Below are 19,645 nucleotides of genomic sequence, written 5' to 3'. Positions count from 1 at the left end.
ATGCATTTGCCGCCCGGTGTAAGGAGTGCACGGGGCGCCCGGCCTATTCCGCCGGCGCAAGGCGGCTCGCGGAGCGAGTGCGCATCGTCTCTCGCGCGCCAATCCGCGCACGACGTTTGCGCCACCAGATCACGACGCCCGTCACCGACAGCGCCGCGACCACCAATCCCATCAGCGAGATCAGGATGCGCCCGGGCAAGCCGGCGATCCGGCCGGAATGCAACGGAAACTGCATCTGCACGAACACGTCGGCCGCGGTGCCGACCCATGGCAGCCGCTCGCCGAGCGGACGGCCGTCCTCGCTGTCGTAGTAGAGCTGCGCCGGCCCGACTCCCGCGGCGCCATGTTCGTCGCCCGGCTCGAAGAATGCGACCGCATAGACGCCGTGGGCCGGACCATAATTGATCGAACCGATCGGCGTGGTCCAGCCGCGCGCCTTGCCGTCGGCCGCGGCCCGCGTGGCGATTTCCGCATAGGCCATCCTTGGCTCGATCGGATCGTCGAGATGACGGTATGGCCGCTGCTCGTAGGGTGTCGGCGTGTAGTTGGACACGGTCTTCATCAACGGCGAGAACACCTCGAAATATAGGTTGAGCGAGAATGCCGTGAATGCGATCACGAACAGCAACGCCCAGGTCCACAGGCTGAAGGCGCGATGAATGTCGAAATTGATTCGATAGGCGCTGCCCGAGGTCTTGATCTTCCAGGCCGGTGCCCAGCGGGTCCAGAAACTCTTGCCGCGCGGGCCCGGTATCGCCGACGCCCGCTCAGCCCTTGCGCGCCGCCGCGACGGCAGGGTCAGGTGGAAGCCGACGAAACAATCGATCGTCCAGATCACGGCGATGACACCGAGGAAGCGCATGCCCCAGCGATCGCTGCCCCAGAATTCGGGGATGTGCATCGTGTAATGCAGCTTGTAGAGGAATGAGACGAAGTTTTCGCGGGTCACCGGCCAGACCGCGCCCCAATAGCGGCGTCCGAGCTCGACGCCGGTGTTGGGATCGAGGAAGACCTGGTTGTAGTCGAGCGTGTAGCGCTTGCCGGTCGCCGGATCGATCCGCGGCAGCACGAAGAACCACAACGATTCGCCTTTCTCCGCCGTCATGAACATGTGGACGACGCGGGCGCGATGATCGCGCTGCTCGATCAGCCGGGCGAGCTCGACCGACGGGATCGCCGGTCCGGAGCTCGTCACCTCGAACAGCTTCCTGTTGAGCACATCGTCGATCTCGTGATCCCACGAGATGATCGCGCCGGTGACGCCCGAGAAGAACAGGAAGGCCGCGGTGAGAAGGCCCGCCCAGCGATGCAGTCGTCCGAAGATGGGTCTCATGGGGATTTCAGCAAGTTGTGGGGTGATCACCAGCGATAGGTCAGCTTCGCGATCGCCTTGCGGCCCTCGGCGTAGAAGCAGCTGGTGTTGCCGTAGCAGGCTGCCACGTAGCGCGTGTCGGCGAGGTTGGTGACGTTGAGCGAGAGGCGATAATTGTCCCTGGTATAGGCGACGAGCGCATCGACGACCGTCGACGCCGGCACCTTGAAGGTGTTGGCATCGTCACCGAACGTCGATCCGACATAGCGGACGCCGGCCCCGAACTGGACCCCGGCGAGCGGACCGCCCTGAACGGTGTAATCGCCCCACAGCGAGAAACGGTTGAGCGGCACCGTGGTCGGCGCCTTGCCGACATTGACGGGATCCTTGGTGACTTCAGCGTCGACATAGGCGTAGCCGCCCCGGATGTTGACGCCCTCGACCAGCGTCGCGGTGCCTTCGAGTTCAACGCCGCGCGACCTGACTTCGCCGGTCTGCTCGGCGAAATAGAACGGCGGGGCGTAGGTGACGACGTTGGATCGGGTCAAGTCGAACGCGGCCAGCGTGATCAGCGCATTGATGCCGACCGGCTGGTACTTGACGCCGACTTCGTACTGCACGCCGGACTCCGGCTTCAGCAGGTCGCCGGCGGCGTTGACGCTCAGCACCGGCAGGAATGATTCCGAATAGCTGAAATAGGGCGCGACGCCGTTGTCGAAATTGTACATGACGGCGGCGCGGCCGGTGAATGCCGAGGCGTCGGTCGACGTCGACGTTTTCGCGAGATTGTTGTCGAGGTCCGTGGTGACGAAATCCTGCCGCCCGCCAAGCAGGAACGACAGCCGGCCGAGCCGGATCTGGTCCTGCAGATAGAGGCCGGCCTGCGACTGCTTGATGCCGGTGTCGTCATACGGTCCGTTGTTGGTCCAGCTGTTGGTATAGACCGGCGCGAAGACGTTGAGCTTGCCGGTGCTGTAGCTCGAGGCCATGTCGCGGAACGAGGTGTTGCGGTAATCGACGCCGAACAGCGTCGTGTGGCTCAGCAGGCCGGTGACGAACTTGCCCTGCAGCTGGTTGTCGACCGCGAAGGAACCGATCGTCGAGCTGCCGCCGGCGCCGCCGCGCGACAGCAGGCCCGCAGCCTCGTCGGTGGCCGACGCATAGCCGGTGCCGTAGAAGCTCTTCTGCTCGTTGTGCATCCACGAATAGCGCAGGTTCTGGCGGAAGGTCAGCGCCTCGTTGAAGTCGTGCGACAGCATGTAGCCGACCGAGGACTGCTCGGTGTCGAACTGGTTGAAGCCGGGCTCGCCGACGAAGCGCGTGTTCGGAATGTAGTGGCCGTTATTGGCCCAGACGGTGCCGGACGGCGGCAGGAATTGCAGGCCCCAGCCGGTGCGTTCCTTCTGGTAGTTCGCGAGGAAAGTGATCGTGGTGTCCTCGTTCGGCTTCACGGTGACGGCGGGCGCGATGAAGACGCGATTGTCCTTGGTGTAGTCGACCTGGGTCTCACCATCGCGCGCGACGCCGGTCAGGCGCCACAGCACCGTTCCTTCCTTGTTGGCGCGGCCGCCGATATCGAACTCGCCCTGATAGCGGTTGAAGCTGCCGCCGGACAGCGACACTTCGCCGAACTCGCGCGCGGTCGGCAGCTTGCTGACATAGTTGAGGATGCCGCCGGTGCCGCTGCCGCCGAACATCGCGGAGGACGGCCCCTTCAGGACCTCGAGGCGCTCGGCGCCGTACGGATCGAGCCCGAGGAAGTGCACATAGTTGCTGCTCGGCAGCCGCAGGCCGTCGAGATAGAGGCCCGGCATCGTCATGTCGAAGCCGCGGATCTGCAGGCCGCCGAAGCGGGTGTCCGAGCCGCCATTCACGTCGCCGCTGACGCCTGCGGTGTAGCGCAATGCCGCGCCCACCGATTCCGCACCCTGGTTCCTGATCTGGTCCGTCGTGACGACCGAGATCGATTGCGGGATTTCGATCAGCGGCGTGTCGGTCTTGGTCGCCGTGCCCGAACGCGTGGCAACGAACCCGTCCACTGGACCGCCGGCTCGCTCGCCGGCGCCGGCACCGGATCGTGCCGCCGCTGGCGGCGTCGCCTGCTGGGATCGAGCCACGCGGTTGGCGCGGCTTGCGCGTGCGGCCACCGGACGACGAACCGGTTTTGCATTCGCAGTGATCGCGCGCTGCTGAGGCGCGTCCACGCTCACCGGCGGCAGTTCCGATTGCGCGTCGGCGCGTTCGGTCGTGACTCCTGCGGCAAGGACGGCGGCGGTACACAGACCGATCGTTCGCAGCGCTGGATGTTGACGGGTGGAATGCGAAGCAAGTCGATCGATCACGCGAAGGCGCCCCTGATGTCAGCCTGGATGGATTTGTGATCCGGCTCTACAGCGCGGGGCTCGCGAGTACAGACCTCGGCAGTTGGAATAGATCGAGACTGCGCGCGCGATCAGTGTGCGATCGCTGAAACAGCGGGGAAATCGACGACGCGCTGCGACAATAAGCGCGCGATGCTCATCGAGCTGGAATGATTCTTGAAAATGATTCCTGCAGTTGTCGACGATGCGAGCTGTGTTCGATCGCGCGAGGCGCGCGTCATCGCGCGCGACGCCCGACGCCTCCGCACCGGCCGGAAGCGGATGCGCCGCGCGGTGAATTGGTACCGGGCGACCAGCCCTCGGTGTCGCGAACGTTCCTGTAATGTTCTTGCACTTGTCGCCCGGTTCCGCTACCTTCGATTGCGGAAGATAGGGGCAGCATGGTTCAGCGCGTTTCCACCGTCGCATTCGAGGGGATCGAGGCCCGCGCGGTCGACGTGCAGGTCCAGGTTGCGCCGGGATTGCCTGCATTCGCGATCGTCGGCCTGCCCGACAAGGCGGTGTCGGAAGCCCGCGAACGCGTGCGTTCGGCGCTGATCGCCTCCGGCCTCGCGCTTCCCGCCCGCCGCATCACCGTCAACCTCGCACCCGCCGACCTGCCCAAGGAGGGCAGCCATTACGACCTGCCGATCGCGCTCGGCCTGATGGCGGCGATCGGCGCGATCCCGCCGGATGCGCTGAACGGCTTCACCGTGCTCGGCGAGCTCGGGCTCGACGGCTCGCTCGCGCCGGTGGCGGGCGTGCTGCCCGCGGCAATCGGCGCCAATTCGCGCGACGAGGGATTGATCTGCCCGGCCGCCTGCGGTTCGGAAGCCGCCTGGGCCAGTCCGGACATCCAGATCATCGCGGCACACTCGCTGATCCAGATCGCCAACCACTTCAAGGGCACGCAGGTGCTGTCACGCCCGCAGCCGAAGGTGCATGAGCGCGAGGAAGCGCTTCTGGACCTGCGCGACATCAAGGGCCAGGAGAGCGCGAAACGCGCGCTCGAGATCGCCGCCGCCGGCGGGCATCATCTGCTGATGATCGGCTCGCCCGGCGCCGGCAAATCGATGCTGGCGGCGCGACTGCCCTCGATCCTGCCGCCGCTGTCGCCGTCCGAGCTGCTCGAAGTCTCGATGATCGCCTCGGTTGCCGGCGAGATCCGCGACGGCGCCTTGACCGCGCGACGCCCGTTCCGCAGCCCGCATCATTCCGCCAGCATGGCCGCGCTGACCGGCGGCGGCATGCGCGCCAAGCCGGGCGAGATCTCGCTGGCGCATCAGGGCGTGCTGTTCCTCGACGAATTGCCGGAGTTCGATCCGCGCGTGCTGGATTCGCTGCGCCAGCCGCTGGAGAACGGCGAGGTTTCGGTGAGCCGGGCCAACCACCGCGTCACCTATCCGGCGCGCTTCATGCTGGTCGCGGCCATGAACCCGTGCCGTTGCGGCCACGCCTATGAGCCCGGCTATTCCTGCAAGCGCGGCCGGCTCGACCGCTGCACCGCCGACTACCAGATGCGGATCTCCGGTCCGCTGATGGATCGCATCGACCTGCGGATCGAGGTGCCCGCCGTCACCGCGGCGGATCTGATCCTGCCGCCGCCGGCGGAGGGCTCGGCCGAGGTTGCCGCCCGCGTCGCGGCCGCGCGCGACATCCAGCTCGCGCGCTACGCGGCGGCCGGCATGCCGCACGTCCGCACCAATGCGGAAGCGCCGAGCTCGCTGCTCGAGACCATCGCGCAGCCCGACGCGCATGGGCAGAAGCTGCTGCGCGAGGCGGCCGACAACATGCACCTCACCGCGCGCGGCTATCACCGCGTGCTGCGGGTGGCGCGCACGCTTGCCGATCTCGACGGCGCCGAGACGATCGGCCGGCTGCATCTCGCCGAAGCGCTGTCCTATCGTGCATTGGCCGACGATTTGCGTCGCGCCGCGTGATCTCCGCCGCTTTCCGCCCGGTGCCCGCCGCGTCAACGTGACAGTAACCACTCTCATTTACGCTCCGCAAACCATAAGCACCGCGATCGGCGGCAAGCTTGGGTCGAGCGAGTTGTGTCATGTTGCGTTTGAAGATTCTGACCTCGGTGGTCCCCCTTGCCGTGGCCGCGGTCCTTGCCCGCGCCGAATTCCTGCCGGGCCCGCGGCCCTGCATCGAGGTGGGCGGCGCCACGATGCAGATCGCATCGATCCCCTGGCTGGCGCAGCTTCACGTCAACTTCACTGACGACCCCAGCCAGGCCACCGTCCGGGTCCAGATCGCCGACAGCGCCGACGCCGCCGACTTCACCGTGATCGACGACATCGACGACGCCGAGGCCGGCGCCTGCGAGAGCAGCGCGACGGCGCAGCTGATCGGGATTTCCGGCGATGCCTCGGCAACCGGCCCCGTCATCTATCTGACGCGTGATGCTGGCCCGTCCGACTATCGTGTCTTCGTGCAGTCGAAGACGTTCTCAGCGCGGGATGCCGCGGCCCTGATCGTCAGCGCCCGCGGTGGACACCGCCGCCTTGAAGCCGCAACGCCCGAACCTGACAAGCGCGTCCCGAACCGGGTCATGGCGGAATTAACCTCCCGCTAACCTTGTTCTGAGGGCAGCGCGAAATGGCCACCAATTTCAAGCACTTTGCAAGCTGGCCGACGCATCGTCAGCGCCAGATCAAGCTGTCTTAGGGTCATCATTGATGGGGCGTTTCTTCCGGATCAAGTTGCGCCTTCGCCGCTTCCTCCGGCGCCATTCCTGGCTCGCGACGATCGTGCGCTCGTTCACGATCTTCTCTGTCGCGTTCGGCAGCGCCTTCGGGTTCATTTCGGGCGCGCTCTCGCAACAGAGCGGCTACGATCCCAATGCATTCGCGATCGGGGTCAGCTTCCTGTTCGCGATCGCCTGCCTTTGGATCGTGACGCTCGGCATCCGCCTGCGGCTGATGCGCAAGCGGCTGCGTACCATCGCCATGCACAATGAAGCGATGGCCGACCGCAACTGGGAACTGCAGGAGGCCGAGCAGCGCGCCTCCACCCTGTTCGAGGCGCAAGACGATCTGATCGTGCTGCGCGACCTCGACGGCCTCATCACCTATGCCAACGATGCCTATTGCGAGCTGGCGCAGAGGCCCCGCAGCGAATTGATCGGCAGCACCGCAACGCTGAAGGTGCTCGAGCAGGGCGACACCGCGCTCGAATCCAACGGCACGCGGGTCTACGACCAGAAGATCGAGGGCCCGCTCGGGCCGCGCTGGATCGCCTGGCGTGAAGGCCTCGTGCGCAACGATGCCGGCGCGCCGGCGGAGATGCAGAGCGTCGGCCGCGACGTCACCGACCGCACCGAGAGCGAGCGCGCGCTCGCCGAAGCGCGCGATCAGGCCGACGCCGCCAACCGCGCCAAGTCGCGCTTCCTTGCGATGGCGAGCCACGAGATCCGCACCCCGCTGAACGGCATCATCGGCATGAGCGGATTGCTGATGGATACGCAGCTGACGTTGGAGCAGATGACCTACGTCAAGGCGGTCAAGACATCGGGCGACGCGCTGCTCGCGCTGATCGAGGAGCTGCTCGACTATTCCAAGATCGAGGCCGGCAAGATCGATCTCGAACACCGCACGTTCGCGCTGTCCGGCCTGATCGAGGACATCACCGAGCTGCTGGCGCCGCGTGCGCAGACCAAGGGCATCGAGATCGCCGCCTATGTCGACGAACGGCTGCCGATGCAGGTGACCGGCGACGCCGCGCGGCTGCGTCAGGTGCTGCTCAATCTCGCCGGCAACGCCATCAAGTTCACCGCGACCGGTGGCGTGGCGCTGATCGTCGAGCCCAGCATCTGGCCGAACGAGATCAGCTTCCTGGTTCGCGACACCGGCATCGGCATCGCGCCGGAAGCGCAGCAGCGTATTTTCCGGGAGTTCGAGCAGGCCGACGACCGGATCGCGCGCAGCTATGGCGGCACCGGCCTCGGCCTCTCGATCAGCGACCGCATCGTCAAGCGGATGGGCGGCCGCATCACGCTCGCAAGCACGCCGGGCGCAGGCTCGACCTTCGAGGTGTCGATCCCGCTCGTCGCCGCCGATGCCGGCGAGGCCAACGGCTTCGCCGCGCCCGACTTGACGGCACAGTCGATCATGCTGGTGGCGCCACACAGCATCGAGGTCTCGCTGATCTCGCGGCGGTTGCAGCGCTGGGGCGCACAGACCTGCATCGTGTCGGATGCCGGTGTCGCCGAGGCGCTGCTGCCGGAGCGGAGCTGGCATGCGGTGCTGATCGACCACACGCTCGGCACGCCGGCGATGGAGGCGTTTGCCGACGCCGCCCGCCTCCATGCAACCCATCGCATCGTAATGTTCACGCCGGCGACGCGGCAGGACCTTTCGGCTTCCGAGTCAGCCATGTTCACCGGTTACCTGGTGAAGCCATTGCGCGCGTCGTCGCTCGCCGCGCGCCTGACCGCATCGCCGGAAGTCGCTGCGCCGAGCCTTGCGATCGAGGCGGCCGCCGAGTCCGCGCCCGCTGCGCTTGCATCCGCGCTGCCGGACAAGGGGTTCTCGATCCTGGTCGCCGAGGACAATGAGATCAACGCGCTGTTGATGCGCTCGCTGCTCACCCGGCTCGGCCACAACGTGGTCATCACCACCAATGGTGAGCAGGCGATGGAGTCCTGGCTGTCGGCGACCTCAGCCGGCACGCCCTATGATCTCGTGCTGATGGACATCCAGATGCCGCGCCTCAACGGCATCGAGACCACCAAGCAGATCCGCACCCATGAAGCGGCGCAATCCGTCCGCCGGACCCCGATCCTGGCACTGACGGCAAATACGCTGGTGGAGGACCGCTATGCCTGCTTCGAAGCCGGTATGGACGGCTTTCTGATCAAGCCGCTCGACCGCGAGAAGCTGGAAGAAGCGCTCGCGGGCCTCGCCGCCGCGCGGCACATCGCGGCGTAGCAGCCAAAACCTCGGTGTCGTCCCTGCGCAAGCACTAGGGGATGCACACATCTGGTGCGACGGATTGACTCGGGTCAGAGATTGGGGATTCCAGAATCGGGGGTCTCGGTGACTTCTATTACGGCACTTCGGCTTGGGCGGAGGTGCCAGCATGTTGTCGCGGATTGACTGGACGTTGGGCCGGTTCGAGGATGGTCGTCTCGATAAAGGGGGGCGGCGCTCATCGGACGCATGGTCGCGGGCAAGGATGTATGCCTTCGGCGGCTTTCCAAGGGAGACCGCGCGCTGGAGGTGCGGTTCAACCGCTTTCTCGGTAACTCCAAGGTGACGAAGGAGCGCATCATCGAAAGCTGGAGCGAAAGCACGGCTGCGGCGGTTACAGGCCGCCATGTTTTGGCGATCCAGGACACCAGCGAGATCCACTTCAACACCACGCCGCAACGCCGGCGCGGGCTCGGGGAGATCGGCAAGGGCAATCACCACGGCGTGCTGCTGCACCCGATGCTGGCGGTGGATGCGGACAATGGCACCTGCCTGGGACTTTTGAGCGGCGAGGTGTGGACGCGTGAAGGCCCTCGGAGCGTCTCGCATGACAGCCGCGACCTGTCGGACAAGGAATCGCAGCGCTGGATTGCCACCGCCCTTGCGGCCAAGCCGCTGCTTACCGGTGCTGCAATGGTGACCCTGCTTGGTGACCGCGAGAGCGACATCTTTGCTCTTTATGCCAGCGCAGCCGAGCAAGACTACCGCGTGATCGCCCGCAGCATGCATGATCGCAAGCTGGCCGACACGACGGGTTTGTATGCGGCGATCGACGCCATGACGGCGGTAGAGCGTCGCATCATCGAGTTGCCTGCGCGTGCGGGGCGGCCTGCACGTCCGATGGACCTCGAACTTCGCTTCGGCGCAATCGAGCTGGCCCGGCCGCAAAGCAAGTTCCTGCGCCATTTGCCGAAAAGCCTGCATCTGGCCATCGTTGACGTCCGCGAGATCAATGCCGATCCCAACGTCGAGCCGTTGCACTGGCGTCTTCTCACCTCTCACGAGGTCACCAGTTCAGACGATGCCTGGCGCATTGTCGCCTGGTACAAGCAGCGCTGGATCATCGAGCAGTTCTTCCGCGTCCTCAAGACGCAGGGCTTCAAGCTCGAGGATAGCCAGATCGGCACCGCCGGCCGGCTTCTCAAATTGGTTGCCATCGCTGCCAAGGCCGCGATCATCACCATCCAGCTCCTGCAAGCGCGCAACGGGAGCCAGCAGTCGCTTCACGTTGCCTTCAATCCCAGCGAGATCGATGCGTTGACCGCCCTCAATCAGCAGCTTGAAGCCAGGAACAGACGACTGAAGAACCCGCATCCGTCCGATCGTCTTGCCTGGGCGGCCTGGATTATCGGCCGCATTGGAGGATGGGACGGCTATCCGTCCTCCAAGCCACCAGGCCCCATCACCTTCAAAAACGGTCTCGATTACTTCCGCGCCGTCGCTCTCGGATGGAGCCTCAGAAATGTGTGCATGCCCTAGTGCGAAAGCAGGGACCCATAACCACCGAAGCCAGTTTTGCGCCCGCTGGGGCTACAGCGCTGCAAATCACAAGTACCTGTGGTTATGGGTCCCCCGCGTTCGCGGGGACGACAGCCGTGATGTGGCTCGTTCGCAGAGATGCGGTGATGCTTACAGCCGGCGCAGCGCGACCGACTGCACCACGTGGTCGGCGCCCTTCTTCAGGATCAGCGTCGCGCGCGGGCGGGTCGGCAGGATGTTGTCCTCGAGATTGGCGAGGTTGGTGCGCTCCCAGATCGCGATCGCGGTCGCCGTTGCTTCCTCGTCCGACAGCGGCGCGTAGCGATGGAAGTAGGACCTCGGATCGGTGAACGCGGTGTCGCGCAGCGCCAGGAAGCGCTTGATGTACCACTCCCGCAGCACGGCCTCGTCGGCGTCGATATAGACCGAGAAGTCGAAGAAGTCGGAGACGAACGGCACCGCCTTGCCGTCGCGCGGCAGCCGCCCGGTCTGCAGCACGTTGACGCCCTCGACGATCAGGATGTCCGGCTGGTCGATCTCGACCCATTTGTTCGGCACGATGTCGTAGGTCAGATGCGAATAGACCGGCGCGCGCACGCGGCGCCGCCCCGCCTTGATGTCGCTGAGGAACGACAGCAGCGTCGGCAGGTCGTAGCTTTCCGGGAAGCCCTTCTTCTGCATGATGCCCTGCCGCTCGAGCACGGCATTCGGAAACAGGAAACCGTCGGTCGTGATCAGGTCGACCTTCGGCCGCGGCGACCAGCGCGCCAGCAGCGCCTGCAGCACGCGGGCGGTGGTCGACTTGCCGACCGCGACGGATCCGGCGACGCCGACGATGTAGGGCATCTTGCGGTCGCGGATGTTGAGGAACTGGCGCTGCGAGTAATACAGCCGCTGCGTCGCATCGACATAGATCGAGAGCAGCCGCGACAGCGGAAGGTAGATGTCCTCGACCTCCTGCAAATCGAGGCGATCGTGCATCGAACGCAGGCGATCGAACTCGCCCGGCTCAAGCGTCATCGGCGTGTCGTCACGCAGATGCGACCATTGCTGGCGCGTGAAGATGCGGTAGGGGTTGTATTGTTGATCTGGTGCCCGGATGTCCATGAGGCCGCCCCTCTCGATGCGCTCGATCATTTGCGCTAGTCGCGCTTGCGCGACGCCTTCTCTTCCAGTCCCGACATCGAGGTGCGCTTCTCCAGCGCGGCCTCGACGTCCTCCAGCCTCACGCCGCGTGATTTCAACAGAACCAGCAGGTGAAACACGAGATCGGCACTTTCCGCGATGAGGTGATCGCGGTCATTCTCGACCGCGGCGATCACGGTCTCGACCGCTTCCTCGCCCAATTTCTTGGCGCAGTGCTCCGCGCCCTTGTCGAGCAGCTTGCGGGTGTAGGACGCCTCACCGCCCGTTGCAGCGCGGGCGTCGATGGTGGCGGCCAGATCGTGGACCGTGAAACGCGACATCAACTCAACTCAAGCATGCACGGCGGCACCGCACGGGTGCCACCCCTTAGGTGGGGACTTAGCATTTTTGTGACAAGGAGTCCCAGCTCTCCCTGTTTGAGCGTGGACTTCACGGAAAACCGGTTTCCACTTTTCCTGACCACGCTCACGCTAGGGATCGAGCCGCATCGGCAGGCCGGCGCGCACCATGTGATCCTTGGCCTGGCGGATGGTGAATTCCCCGAAGTGGAAGATCGACGCTGCCAGCACGCCGGTGGCGTGACCCTCGCGGACGCCATCGACCAGGTGGTCGAGATTGCCGACACCACCGGACGCGATGACCGGTACGGGGACACTGTCCGCGATCGCCCGGGTCAGCGGCAGGTCAAAGCCCTGCCTGGTGCCGTCCCGGTCCATCGAGGTCAGCAGGATTTCGCCGGCGCCGAGCGAGACGACCTCCTGGGCGTATTCGATGGCATCGATCCCGGTGGCATTCCGTCCACCATGGGTGAAGATCTCCCAGCGGTCCGAGCCGCCGGCGCGCTTGACCCGCTTGGCGTCGATCGCGACCACGATGCATTGCTCGCCGTATTTCTCGGCCGCTTCCTTAACGAATTCGCGCCGGCTGACGGCCGCCGAATTGATCGAGACCTTGTCGGCGCCGGACCGCAGCAGGGTCTTGATGTCGTCGACGGTGCGGACGCCGCCGCCCACGGTCAGCGGCATGAAGCAGGCTTCCGCGGTCCGCCGCACCACGTCGAGCATGATGCCGCGGTTTTCATGGGTGGCGGTGATGTCGAGGAAGGTGAGCTCGTCGGCGCCGGCGGCGTCATAGGCGATCGCGGCCTCGACCGGATCACCGGCGTCGCGCAGATCGACGAAGTTGACGCCCTTGACCACGCGGCCGTCCTTGACGTCGAGGCACGGGATCACGCGAACCTTGAACATGATCTCCTCCTACGCGCCGCGGATCAGCTGAAGGGCAGCGGCCGGATCGAGCCGTCCGTCATAGAGCGCACGGCCGACGATCGCACCGGCCAGCTTCTTCGCACGCGGCTCCAGCAGCGCCTTGACGTCGTCGATCGAGGCAAAGCCGCCGGAGGCGATCACTGGAATCGAGATGCGGTCGGCAAGCGCGATGGTGGCGTCGAGGTTGAGGCCCTTGAGCAGGCCGTCGCGGGCGATGTCGGTGAAGATGATCGCGGCGACGCCGGCATCCTCGAAGCGCTGCGCGATCTCGAGCGCGGTCACATGCGAGGTCTCGGCCCAGCCTTCGACCGCGACCTTGCCGTCGCGCGCATCGAGGCCCACGGCGACACGGCCGGGGAATGTCTTCGCCGCGCCCTTCACCAGCTCGGGATCGCGCACCGCGGCGGTGCCGATGATGACGCGCGTGATGCCCTTGTCGAGCCAGGCCTCGATGGTCTTGAGGTCGCGGATGCCGCCGCCGAGCTGCACCGGCATGGTGACGGCCTTCAGCATCGCCTCCACCGCATGCGCATTCATCGGCTTGCCGGCGAAGGCGCCGTCGAGATCGACGACGTGGAGATATTCGAAGCCCTGCGCGGCGAAGCTCGCCGCCTGCGCCGCCGGATCGAGATTGAACACGGTGGCGCGCGCCATGTCGCCCTGCTCCAGGCGCACGCACTGGCCGTTCTTCAGATCAATCGCTGGAAAGAGAATCACGGCTTCCACTTCAAGAAATTGGCGATCAAAGCGAGGCCGAAGCGCTGGCTCTTCTCGGGGTGAAACTGGGTGCCGATCGCGGTGTCCTTGCCGACGATCGCGGTCACCGGCCCGCCATAGTCGGCGCGCGCGAGCACGTCCGCCTCATTGGCGGCGTTGAGGTGATAGGAGTGCACGAAATAGGCGTGACGTCCCTTCGGCCCGAGCGGCAGCCGCTCCAGCACCGGATGCTCGCGCACCATGTCGAGCGTATTCCAGCCCATATGCGGGACCTTCAGGCTCTCGTCGCGCGGCTCGATCTTCTCGACATCGCCGCCGATCCAGTTGAAGCCCTCGGTGATCACGTGCTCCTTGCCGCGCGTCGCCATCAGCTGCATGCCGACGCAAATGCCGAAGAACGGCCGGGCCTTGACCCGCACCGCCTCGGTCAGCGCCTCCAGCATGCCGTCGACCGCGTCGACGCCGCGGCGGCAATCGGCGAAGGCGCCGACACCGGGCAGCACGATGCGATCGGCGCGATACACCGCATCGGGGTCGCGCGTCACCTTGATGGCTTGCGGATCCTCCATGCTGCGCGCGGCGCGCTCAAAGGCCTTGGCCGCCGAATGCAGATTGCCGGAGCCGTAATCGATGATTGCAACGGTCATCGCGATCCTCCTGGCTCTGGAAACAATCCGATGATGCCGCCCTGCGGCATCGGCGGGGCTTTTGAAAACGACTGACCCGGAACGTCGCGGGTCGGGGGCGGCGCGCCGCGATCGACCGACCGCTGGTCGTTGACGGCGCCGCGATGCCGCGCGGTCCAGCGCGCGAAGAAACGGCGCTCGGCGGCCTCCACGTCGTCACCCACGACGATGTCGATCTGGCGCCACCTGCGCCGCGACAGCGTCCAGCGCTGCAGGGTCGCGGCCTCGAGGCCGAGCAACACCATCAGCACCAGGTCGACGAAGAAGATCGCGCTGCGGCCGACGCCAAGCTTGGCCAGCGCGTAATCGATCACGAAAGTAAGAACGAACCAGCCGATCAGCGCCAGCCAGAGCCGATGCCAGGCCAGCCAGATCACGCCCGCAACCGCGGCCCAGAAATGGAAGCCGTCGCGCACGAAGACGAACTTGTCGGTCGCCGCGAGATCGGCGCCATTGGCCACGGGGGCATGCACTGTATAGACCGGCATCGAACGCTCCGCCGAGGATGGACTCTTATTTAGAGCATGATCTTTCGGAAAACCGGCATCCACTCTTCCGGATCATGCTCCAGAGATCAGCCGCCGAGCTGACCCTTGGTCGAGGGCACTTCGCCCTGGGCACGCGGATCGATCGCAATTGCCGTCCGCAGCGCCCTCGCCAGACCCTTGAAACAGGATTCGGCGATATGATGGCTGTTCTCGCCATATAGGGTCTCGACGTGCAGAGTCACGCCGGCGTTCATCGCGAAGGCGTTGAACCACTCGCGCACCAGCTCGGTGTCGAACTCGCCGATCTTGTCGCGCGGGAATTCGGCCTTGAACACCAGCACCGGGCGGCCGGAAATGTCGATCACGACGCGCGACAGCGTCTCGTCCATCGGCATGTGGATCGAGGCGTAGCGGGTGATGCCGGCCATGTTGCCGAGCGCCTGCTTCACGGCCTGTCCGAGCGCGATCCCGACGTCTTCGGTGGTGTGGTGGTAATCGACATGGAGATCGCCATCCGCCTTCACCGTGATGTCGATGCGCGAATGCCGGGCCAGGAGGTCGAGCATATGGTCGAAGAAGCCGATCCCGGTCGAAACCGTGGATACGCCTGCTCCGTCGAGGTTGACCGTCACCTCGATGTCGGTCTCCTTGGTCTTGCGCTTGATGGTTGCGGTGCGCATGAAAATTAAGCTTTCCCGTGCCGAAAACGCCGGTCTTTTAACAGGCTGATGTCACCTTCGCTACTGCGGGATGACCTCGAAACGCCCCAACTTCCGGCCATGGTGACCGGAATTCGTTGTCGATCTGGTTCTGCCGCGCTTTCCTCACGCGAACCGGTGCCCACTTCGCCTGAAAACACGCCGATTTCGTCCCGGTTGTAACCCCCTGCCCGACCGCCTAAATCTGCCCGGAAGAGAGGTAACCTATGCAAGCATCCCCAAATGAGCTGCCGGTCTGGCATGGCACCACGATCTGCACGGTCCGCAAGGGCGGCAAGGTGGTGATTGGCGGCGACGGGCAGGTCTCGATCGGCCAGACCGTGATCAAGGCCAATGCCAAGAAGGTCCGCCGGATCGGCAAGGGCGACGTGATCGGCGGCTTTGCCGGCGCCACCGCCGACGCCTTCACCCTGTTCGAGCGACTGGAAAGCAAACTGGAGCAATATCCGGGGCAGCTGACCCGGGCGGCCGTCGAGCTCGCCAAGGACTGGCGGACCGACCGCTACCTGCGCCGGCTGGAGGCCATGATGATCGTGGCCGACAAGGACGTTTCCCTGGTGCTGACCGGCACCGGCGACGTTTTGGAGCCCGAATCCGGGGTCATGGCGATCGGTTCCGGCGGTAATTACGCCCTCGCCGCGGCCCGCGCGCTGGTCGATACCGACAAGGACGCCGAGACCATTGTCCGCCGCGCGCTGGATATCGCCGCCGATATCTGCGTCTACACCAACCGGAACGTGACGATCGAGACGATCGGCGGCTGAGCATGGCCCGCCCCTATCATTTCCGCCCGATGACGCCGGCCGACCTGTCGCTGATCAAGCGGTGGCTGGCGTTGCCGCATGTGCGGGAATGGTGGGGCGATCCGGCCGAGCAATACGCGCTGGTCAGCGGCGACCTCGACGAGCCGGCCATGGACCAGTTCATCGTCGCGGCCGATGGCGGCGACCTCGGCTATATCCAGTGCTACGACCTGACGGCCTGGAATTCCGGCTTCGGGGCCCAGCCGAAGGGCACGCGCGGGATCGACCTCTTCATCGGCGAGCCCGACATGATGGCAGGTGGCCACGGCTCGGCGCTGATCCGCGCCTTTGTCGACGACCGGCTGGCGCAGGGCGCGCCACGCATCGTCACCGATCCCGATCCGGCCAATGCGCGCGCGATCCGCGCCTATGAGAAGGCGGGTTTTCAGAAGGTGGGTATGGTCGATACGCCGGACGGGCCGGCGCTGCTGATGGCGCGCGACGCATGACGATCGCGCACAAGCCTATCACCGGCATTTCAGCGTGGCATTGGCTGGCGATCGCGGCAGCGTTGCTCGTGCTGCAGGCGGCGCTGCTTTATGCGATGGGCCGTCTGCCGATCTGCGCCTGCGGCTACGTCAAGCTCTGGCATGGCTCGGTTCAGAGCTCGGAGAACTCGCAGCACATCGCCGATTGGTACACGCTGTCGCACGTGCTGCATGGCCTGCTGTTCTACGGTCTGACCTTCCTCCTGCTGCCGCGCCTCGCCTGGCCCGGGCGGCTGATTGTCGCGATGCTGATCGAAGGCAGCTGGGAGCTCGTCGAAAATTCCAACTGGATCATCGAGCGCTACCGCGCCGGCACGATCTCGCTCGATTATTACGGCGACACCATCGTCAATTCGGTGTCGGACACGCTTGCGATGGTTGTCGGCTTCCTGCTGGCGCGCAGGCTGCCGATCGCGGCGACCGTCGCGCTCGGCGTGTTGTTCGAAACCGTGCTGCTGCTTCACATTCGCGACAATCTGACACTGAACATCATCATGCTGATCCACCCGTTCGAGGCGATCAGGCAGTGGCAGGCCGGGCCGCCGATTCTTTAGGGGACCATGCCTTGGAGGACTGCCGCTTGCCGAGACCGCGATTCCAACCTAGCTAGAGCCAATGACTCACTTCTCTCCCCGTGAAATCGTTTCTGAACTCGACCGCTTCATCGTCGGCCAGACCGACGCCAAGCGCGCCGTCTCGATCGCGCTGCGCAACCGCTGGCGGCGGCTGCAGCTCGCCGGTTCCCTGCGCGAGGAGGTTCTGCCCAAGAACATCCTGATGATCGGGCCGACCGGCGTCGGCAAGACCGAGATCGCGCGGCGGCTGGCCAAGCTCGCCGGCGCGCCATTCCTCAAGGTCGAGGCCACCAAGTTCACCGAGGTAGGGTATGTCGGCCGCGACGTCGAGCAGATCGTCCGCGACCTCGTCGAGGTCGCGATCGCGCAGACCCGCGAGCGCAAGCGCAAGGACGTTCAGGCCCGCGCCCAGCTTGCCGCCGAGGAACGCGTGCTGGACGCGCTGGTCGGCCCGGGATCGAGCCCGGCGACGCGCGAGTCGTTCCGCAAGAAGCTGCGCGCCGGCGAGCTCAACGACAAGGAGATCGAGATCGAGACGCAGTCGGGCGGCAGCGGCATGCCAATGTTTGAAATCCCCGGCATGCCGGGCGCCCAGATGGGCGCGATCTCGCTCGGCGACATCTTCGGCAAGATGGGCGGACGCAGCAAGACCCGCCGCCTGACGGTGGAGGGCTCGCACGAAATCCTCGTCAACGAGGAATCCGACAAGCTGCTCGACACCGATCAGCTGGTGCAGGAGGCGATCAACGCGGTCGAGAACAACGGCATCGTGTTCCTCGACGAGATCGACAAGATCTGCGTGCGCGAGAACCGCGCCGGCGGCGACGTCTCCCGCGAGGGCGTGCAGCGCGACCTGCTGCCGCTGATCGAAGGCACCACGGTCTCGACCAAGCACGGCGCCGTCAAGACCGACCACATCCTGTTCATCGCCTCGGGTGCGTTCCATATCGCCAAGCCGTCGGACCTTTTGCCGGAGCTGCAGGGCCGCCTGCCGATCCGCGTCGAGCTGCAAGCGCTGAGCCGCGACGACATGCGCCGGATCCTGACCGAGCCGGAGGCGTCGCTGATCAAGCAATATGTCGCGCTGATGAAGACTGAGGGCGTCACGCTCGACATCACCGACAACGCCATCGACGCGCTGGCCGATGTCGCCGTGGCGGTGAATTCCACGGTCGAGAACATCGGCGCAAGGCGGCTGCAGACCGTGATGGAGCGGGTGCTGGACGAGATCTCCTTCACCGCGCCCGATCGCCACGGCGAGACCATCCAGGTCGACGCCGACTACGTCACCAAGCATGTCGGCGACCTCGCCAAGAACGCCGACCTGAGCCGATTTATTTTGTAGGCGGCCACCATAGTCGTCCCGGCGAAAGCCGGGACCCATAACCCCGACAGTCCGCGGTGACAAAGACTCGGGCCGACATTCCTTCTAGAACTACCTTCGGTGGTTATGGGTCCCGGGTCGCGCTTCGCTTGCCCGGGACGACGAGAGTGGGCGATCGATGAATCTGCGGGTGTGGCAAAACCCCTGGCGCCTGATGCTGGCCGTCAATGCGGCCGTGCTGGTCGGCGTGTTCCTGCACAAGATCGCGCTGCCGCCCTTCGTTCCCTACATCCATCTGCTGGTCGACTATCACTACGGCTTCACCAAGCGCGCGCTGGTCGGGGCGATCGTGTCGCTGTTCACCGACAAGGTGCCCGTATGGCTGGTGTTCGCGCTGGCCGGCGCGATCTGGCTGGTGACGCTCGGGCTGTTCATCAAACTGTTCCGCCGCACATTCGGCTTCAACGACGCGCATTGGCCGTTGTTCGTCTTCATCGCGGGCTCGCCGTTCTTCCTGAAGAACTTCATGCACACGCTCGGCCATTTCGACATCTACGGCTGTGCGCTGACGATCGTGCTGCTGCTGATCCCGGCGCGATCAATGGTGTATGTGCTGATTGCCGCGCTGTTCTCGATCCTGCTGATCCTGGTCCATCACATCTTCGTCTTGATGTATGTGCCGACCATCACGGCGATCGTGGTGCTGCGCTTTTATCTGGTGCAGGGCGTGACGCCGCGGAACGCCGTCTTCGGCATCGCAGCGCTCGCCGCGGTCGGCATCCTGTTCCTGGTCGCGCAATTCGCTGGCACGGTCGACGTGCCCTATGACGAATTCATCCGTCATCTGCAGAGCCGGATGGCCGATCCGTCACGCACCGACCTGCTTCAGTTCGGCTACATCTGGTACCAGCCGCTGTCGAAGGAGTTCGCCGACACCTGGGCGCGCATGCCCTCGAACATCCTGGGCGTTCCGGTGTTTGCGCTGCTGATCTGGCTGCACACGCCGCTGTGGCGCTATTTCACGCGACTGATTGGCGCGCTCGCGAGTGAACTGCATCGCCGGATCGTGCTCGGAGCGCTCGTTGTGATCAGCGCCGGCTATTTCGTGATGTTCGTGACCGTGTTCGACTATTCGCGCTGGATCTCGAACTGGGCGGTCTGCATCTTCCTGATGCTGCATGCCACCAGGATGCTGCCGGCGTCGAAGGACGTGCCGTCGATCCCGTCGGACGACCGCAAGACGACGATATCAGGCTGGATCGTAACGCTGATCCCGCGCGTCGGGATCGTCCGCCCGTTTTAGC

At 65.2% G+C, this 19,645-nt stretch carries 18 protein-coding genes; 9 read left to right on the top strand and 9 right to left on the bottom strand.

Annotated features, from left to right (window positions below; translation table 11 throughout):
- Positions 1-43 precede the first annotated feature (43 nt).
- Together fsrB and J2R78_RS16860 are read right to left on the bottom strand one after the other, a co-directional pair.
- A complete protein-coding gene (gene fsrB / locus J2R78_RS16865) occupies positions 44-1,333 on the bottom strand; it encodes a siderophore utilization protein FsrB (RefSeq protein ID WP_253605731.1) in 1,290 nt (429 codons plus the stop codon).
- Positions 1,334-1,359: 26 nt separating this feature from the next.
- Positions 1,360-3,351: a TonB-dependent siderophore receptor gene (locus tag J2R78_RS16860; protein WP_253605729.1), complete on the bottom strand. Its 1,992-nt coding sequence runs from the start codon at positions 3,349-3,351 to the stop codon at positions 1,360-1,362.
- Between the two features lie 722 nt (positions 3,352-4,073).
- On the opposite strand from J2R78_RS16860, the gene J2R78_RS16855 reads away from it, so the two are divergent.
- The 4 genes from J2R78_RS16855 to J2R78_RS16840 all read left to right on the top strand — a co-directional run bounded on the left by J2R78_RS16855 (position 4,074) and on the right by J2R78_RS16840 (position 10,127).
- Positions 4,074-5,612: a YifB family Mg chelatase-like AAA ATPase gene (locus tag J2R78_RS16855; RefSeq protein WP_253605727.1), complete on the top strand. Its 1,539-nt coding sequence runs from the start codon at positions 4,074-4,076 to the stop codon at positions 5,610-5,612.
- A gap of 119 nt (positions 5,613-5,731) precedes the next feature.
- Positions 5,732-6,253, top strand: coding sequence for a hypothetical protein (locus J2R78_RS16850; RefSeq protein WP_253605725.1), 522 nt, complete (start codon positions 5,732-5,734; stop codon positions 6,251-6,253).
- Between the two features lie 103 nt (positions 6,254-6,356).
- Positions 6,357-8,606, top strand: a complete 2,250-nt coding sequence (locus J2R78_RS16845; RefSeq protein WP_253605724.1) for a PAS domain-containing hybrid sensor histidine kinase/response regulator — start codon at positions 6,357-6,359, stop codon at positions 8,604-8,606.
- Between the two features lie 231 nt (positions 8,607-8,837).
- Positions 8,838-10,127, top strand: a complete 1,290-nt coding sequence (locus tag J2R78_RS16840) for an IS4 family transposase (protein WP_225642830.1) — start codon at positions 8,838-8,840, stop codon at positions 10,125-10,127.
- Between the two features lie 150 nt (positions 10,128-10,277).
- Here the strand turns inward: J2R78_RS16840 and coaA are convergent, their stop codons facing one another.
- From coaA to hisB, 7 genes are all read right to left on the bottom strand, one after another.
- The gene (gene coaA, locus J2R78_RS16835; RefSeq protein ID WP_026192056.1) at positions 10,278-11,234 is read right to left on the bottom strand and encodes a type I pantothenate kinase; all 957 of its coding nucleotides are present in this window, start codon (positions 11,232-11,234) and stop codon (positions 10,278-10,280) included.
- A gap of 35 nt (positions 11,235-11,269) precedes the next feature.
- Complete coding sequence (locus J2R78_RS16830; protein WP_028335793.1) at positions 11,270-11,593, bottom strand: phosphoribosyl-ATP diphosphatase; 324 nt, start codon at positions 11,591-11,593, stop codon at positions 11,270-11,272.
- 150 nt (positions 11,594-11,743) lie between these two features.
- On the bottom strand, positions 11,744-12,520 hold the full coding sequence (gene hisF / locus J2R78_RS16825; RefSeq protein ID WP_038382736.1) for an imidazole glycerol phosphate synthase subunit HisF: 777 nt from the start codon (positions 12,518-12,520) through the stop codon (positions 11,744-11,746).
- A gap of 9 nt (positions 12,521-12,529) precedes the next feature.
- Positions 12,530-13,258, bottom strand: coding sequence for a 1-(5-phosphoribosyl)-5-[(5-phosphoribosylamino)methylideneamino]imidazole-4-carboxamide isomerase (hisA, locus tag J2R78_RS16820; RefSeq protein ID WP_028335795.1), 729 nt, complete (start codon positions 13,256-13,258; stop codon positions 12,530-12,532).
- Positions 13,255-13,905, bottom strand: coding sequence for an imidazole glycerol phosphate synthase subunit HisH (gene hisH, locus J2R78_RS16815; protein WP_028341984.1), 651 nt, complete (start codon positions 13,903-13,905; stop codon positions 13,255-13,257). Before hisH ends, hisA begins: the two co-directional genes overlap by 4 nt.
- Positions 13,902-14,432: a DUF2628 domain-containing protein gene (locus J2R78_RS16810; RefSeq protein ID WP_057020344.1), complete on the bottom strand. Its 531-nt coding sequence runs from the start codon at positions 14,430-14,432 to the stop codon at positions 13,902-13,904. The genes hisH and J2R78_RS16810 overlap by 4 nt, the downstream gene beginning before the upstream one ends.
- 86 nt (positions 14,433-14,518) lie before the next feature.
- On the bottom strand, positions 14,519-15,112 hold the full coding sequence (gene hisB, locus J2R78_RS16805; protein WP_016841476.1) for an imidazoleglycerol-phosphate dehydratase HisB: 594 nt from the start codon (positions 15,110-15,112) through the stop codon (positions 14,519-14,521).
- Between the two features lie 245 nt (positions 15,113-15,357).
- Here hisB and hslV point away from each other — a divergent pair, with 245 nt between their 5' ends.
- The 5 genes from hslV to J2R78_RS16780 all read left to right on the top strand — a co-directional run bounded on the left by hslV (position 15,358) and on the right by J2R78_RS16780 (position 19,644).
- Complete coding sequence (hslV, locus tag J2R78_RS16800) at positions 15,358-15,915, top strand: ATP-dependent protease subunit HslV (RefSeq protein WP_057020343.1); 558 nt, start codon at positions 15,358-15,360, stop codon at positions 15,913-15,915.
- A gap of 2 nt (positions 15,916-15,917) precedes the next feature.
- On the top strand, positions 15,918-16,403 hold the full coding sequence (locus tag J2R78_RS16795; protein ID WP_253605721.1) for a GNAT family N-acetyltransferase: 486 nt from the start codon (positions 15,918-15,920) through the stop codon (positions 16,401-16,403).
- On the top strand, positions 16,400-16,996 hold the full coding sequence (locus J2R78_RS16790; RefSeq protein WP_253605720.1) for a DUF2585 domain-containing protein: 597 nt from the start codon (positions 16,400-16,402) through the stop codon (positions 16,994-16,996). The genes J2R78_RS16795 and J2R78_RS16790 overlap by 4 nt, the downstream gene beginning before the upstream one ends.
- 61 nt (positions 16,997-17,057) lie before the next feature.
- Positions 17,058-18,362 (top strand): ATP-dependent protease ATPase subunit HslU, encoded by a 1,305-nt coding sequence (gene hslU, locus J2R78_RS16785; RefSeq protein ID WP_253605718.1) that lies wholly within the window; start codon positions 17,058-17,060, stop codon positions 18,360-18,362.
- Positions 18,363-18,519: 157 nt separating this feature from the next.
- Positions 18,520-19,644 (top strand): hypothetical protein, encoded by a 1,125-nt coding sequence (locus tag J2R78_RS16780; RefSeq protein WP_253605716.1) that lies wholly within the window; start codon positions 18,520-18,522, stop codon positions 19,642-19,644.
- Position 19,645 lies beyond the last annotated feature (1 nt).

This window comes from Bradyrhizobium sp. USDA 4538 (assembly GCF_024171045.1).
GTDB classification, from domain to species: Bacteria; Pseudomonadota; Alphaproteobacteria; order Rhizobiales; family Xanthobacteraceae; genus Bradyrhizobium; species Bradyrhizobium australafricanum.
Note: the sequence above shows the minus strand (reverse complement) of the source record. Positions and strands in the feature narration are given on the sequence as shown.

Coding starts and splice junctions, on each gene's coding strand:
- hisH (WP_028341984.1), bottom strand. CDS start 13,905: ATGACCGTTGCAATCATCGATTACGGCTCCGGCAATCTGCATTCGGCG.
- fsrB (WP_253605731.1), bottom strand. CDS start 1,333: ATGAGACCCATCTTCGGACGACTGCATCGCTGGGCGGGCCTTCTCACC.
- hslV (WP_057020343.1), top strand. CDS start 15,358: ATGCAAGCATCCCCAAATGAGCTGCCGGTCTGGCATGGCACCACGATC.
- J2R78_RS16780 (WP_253605716.1), top strand. CDS start 18,520: ATGAATCTGCGGGTGTGGCAAAACCCCTGGCGCCTGATGCTGGCCGTC.
- J2R78_RS16855 (WP_253605727.1), top strand. CDS start 4,074: ATGGTTCAGCGCGTTTCCACCGTCGCATTCGAGGGGATCGAGGCCCGC.
- hslU (WP_253605718.1), top strand. CDS start 17,058: ATGACTCACTTCTCTCCCCGTGAAATCGTTTCTGAACTCGACCGCTTC.
- coaA (WP_026192056.1), bottom strand. CDS start 11,234: ATGGACATCCGGGCACCAGATCAACAATACAACCCCTACCGCATCTTC.
- J2R78_RS16790 (WP_253605720.1), top strand. CDS start 16,400: ATGACGATCGCGCACAAGCCTATCACCGGCATTTCAGCGTGGCATTGG.
- J2R78_RS16830 (WP_028335793.1), bottom strand. CDS start 11,593: ATGTCGCGTTTCACGGTCCACGATCTGGCCGCCACCATCGACGCCCGC.
- hisB (WP_016841476.1), bottom strand. CDS start 15,112: ATGCGCACCGCAACCATCAAGCGCAAGACCAAGGAGACCGACATCGAG.
- hisF (WP_038382736.1), bottom strand. CDS start 12,520: ATGTTCAAGGTTCGCGTGATCCCGTGCCTCGACGTCAAGGACGGCCGC.
- J2R78_RS16840 (WP_225642830.1), top strand. CDS start 8,838: ATGGTCGCGGGCAAGGATGTATGCCTTCGGCGGCTTTCCAAGGGAGAC.
- J2R78_RS16795 (WP_253605721.1), top strand. CDS start 15,918: ATGGCCCGCCCCTATCATTTCCGCCCGATGACGCCGGCCGACCTGTCG.
- J2R78_RS16845 (WP_253605724.1), top strand. CDS start 6,357: ATGGGGCGTTTCTTCCGGATCAAGTTGCGCCTTCGCCGCTTCCTCCGG.
- J2R78_RS16810 (WP_057020344.1), bottom strand. CDS start 14,432: ATGCCGGTCTATACAGTGCATGCCCCCGTGGCCAATGGCGCCGATCTC.
- J2R78_RS16850 (WP_253605725.1), top strand. CDS start 5,732: ATGTTGCGTTTGAAGATTCTGACCTCGGTGGTCCCCCTTGCCGTGGCC.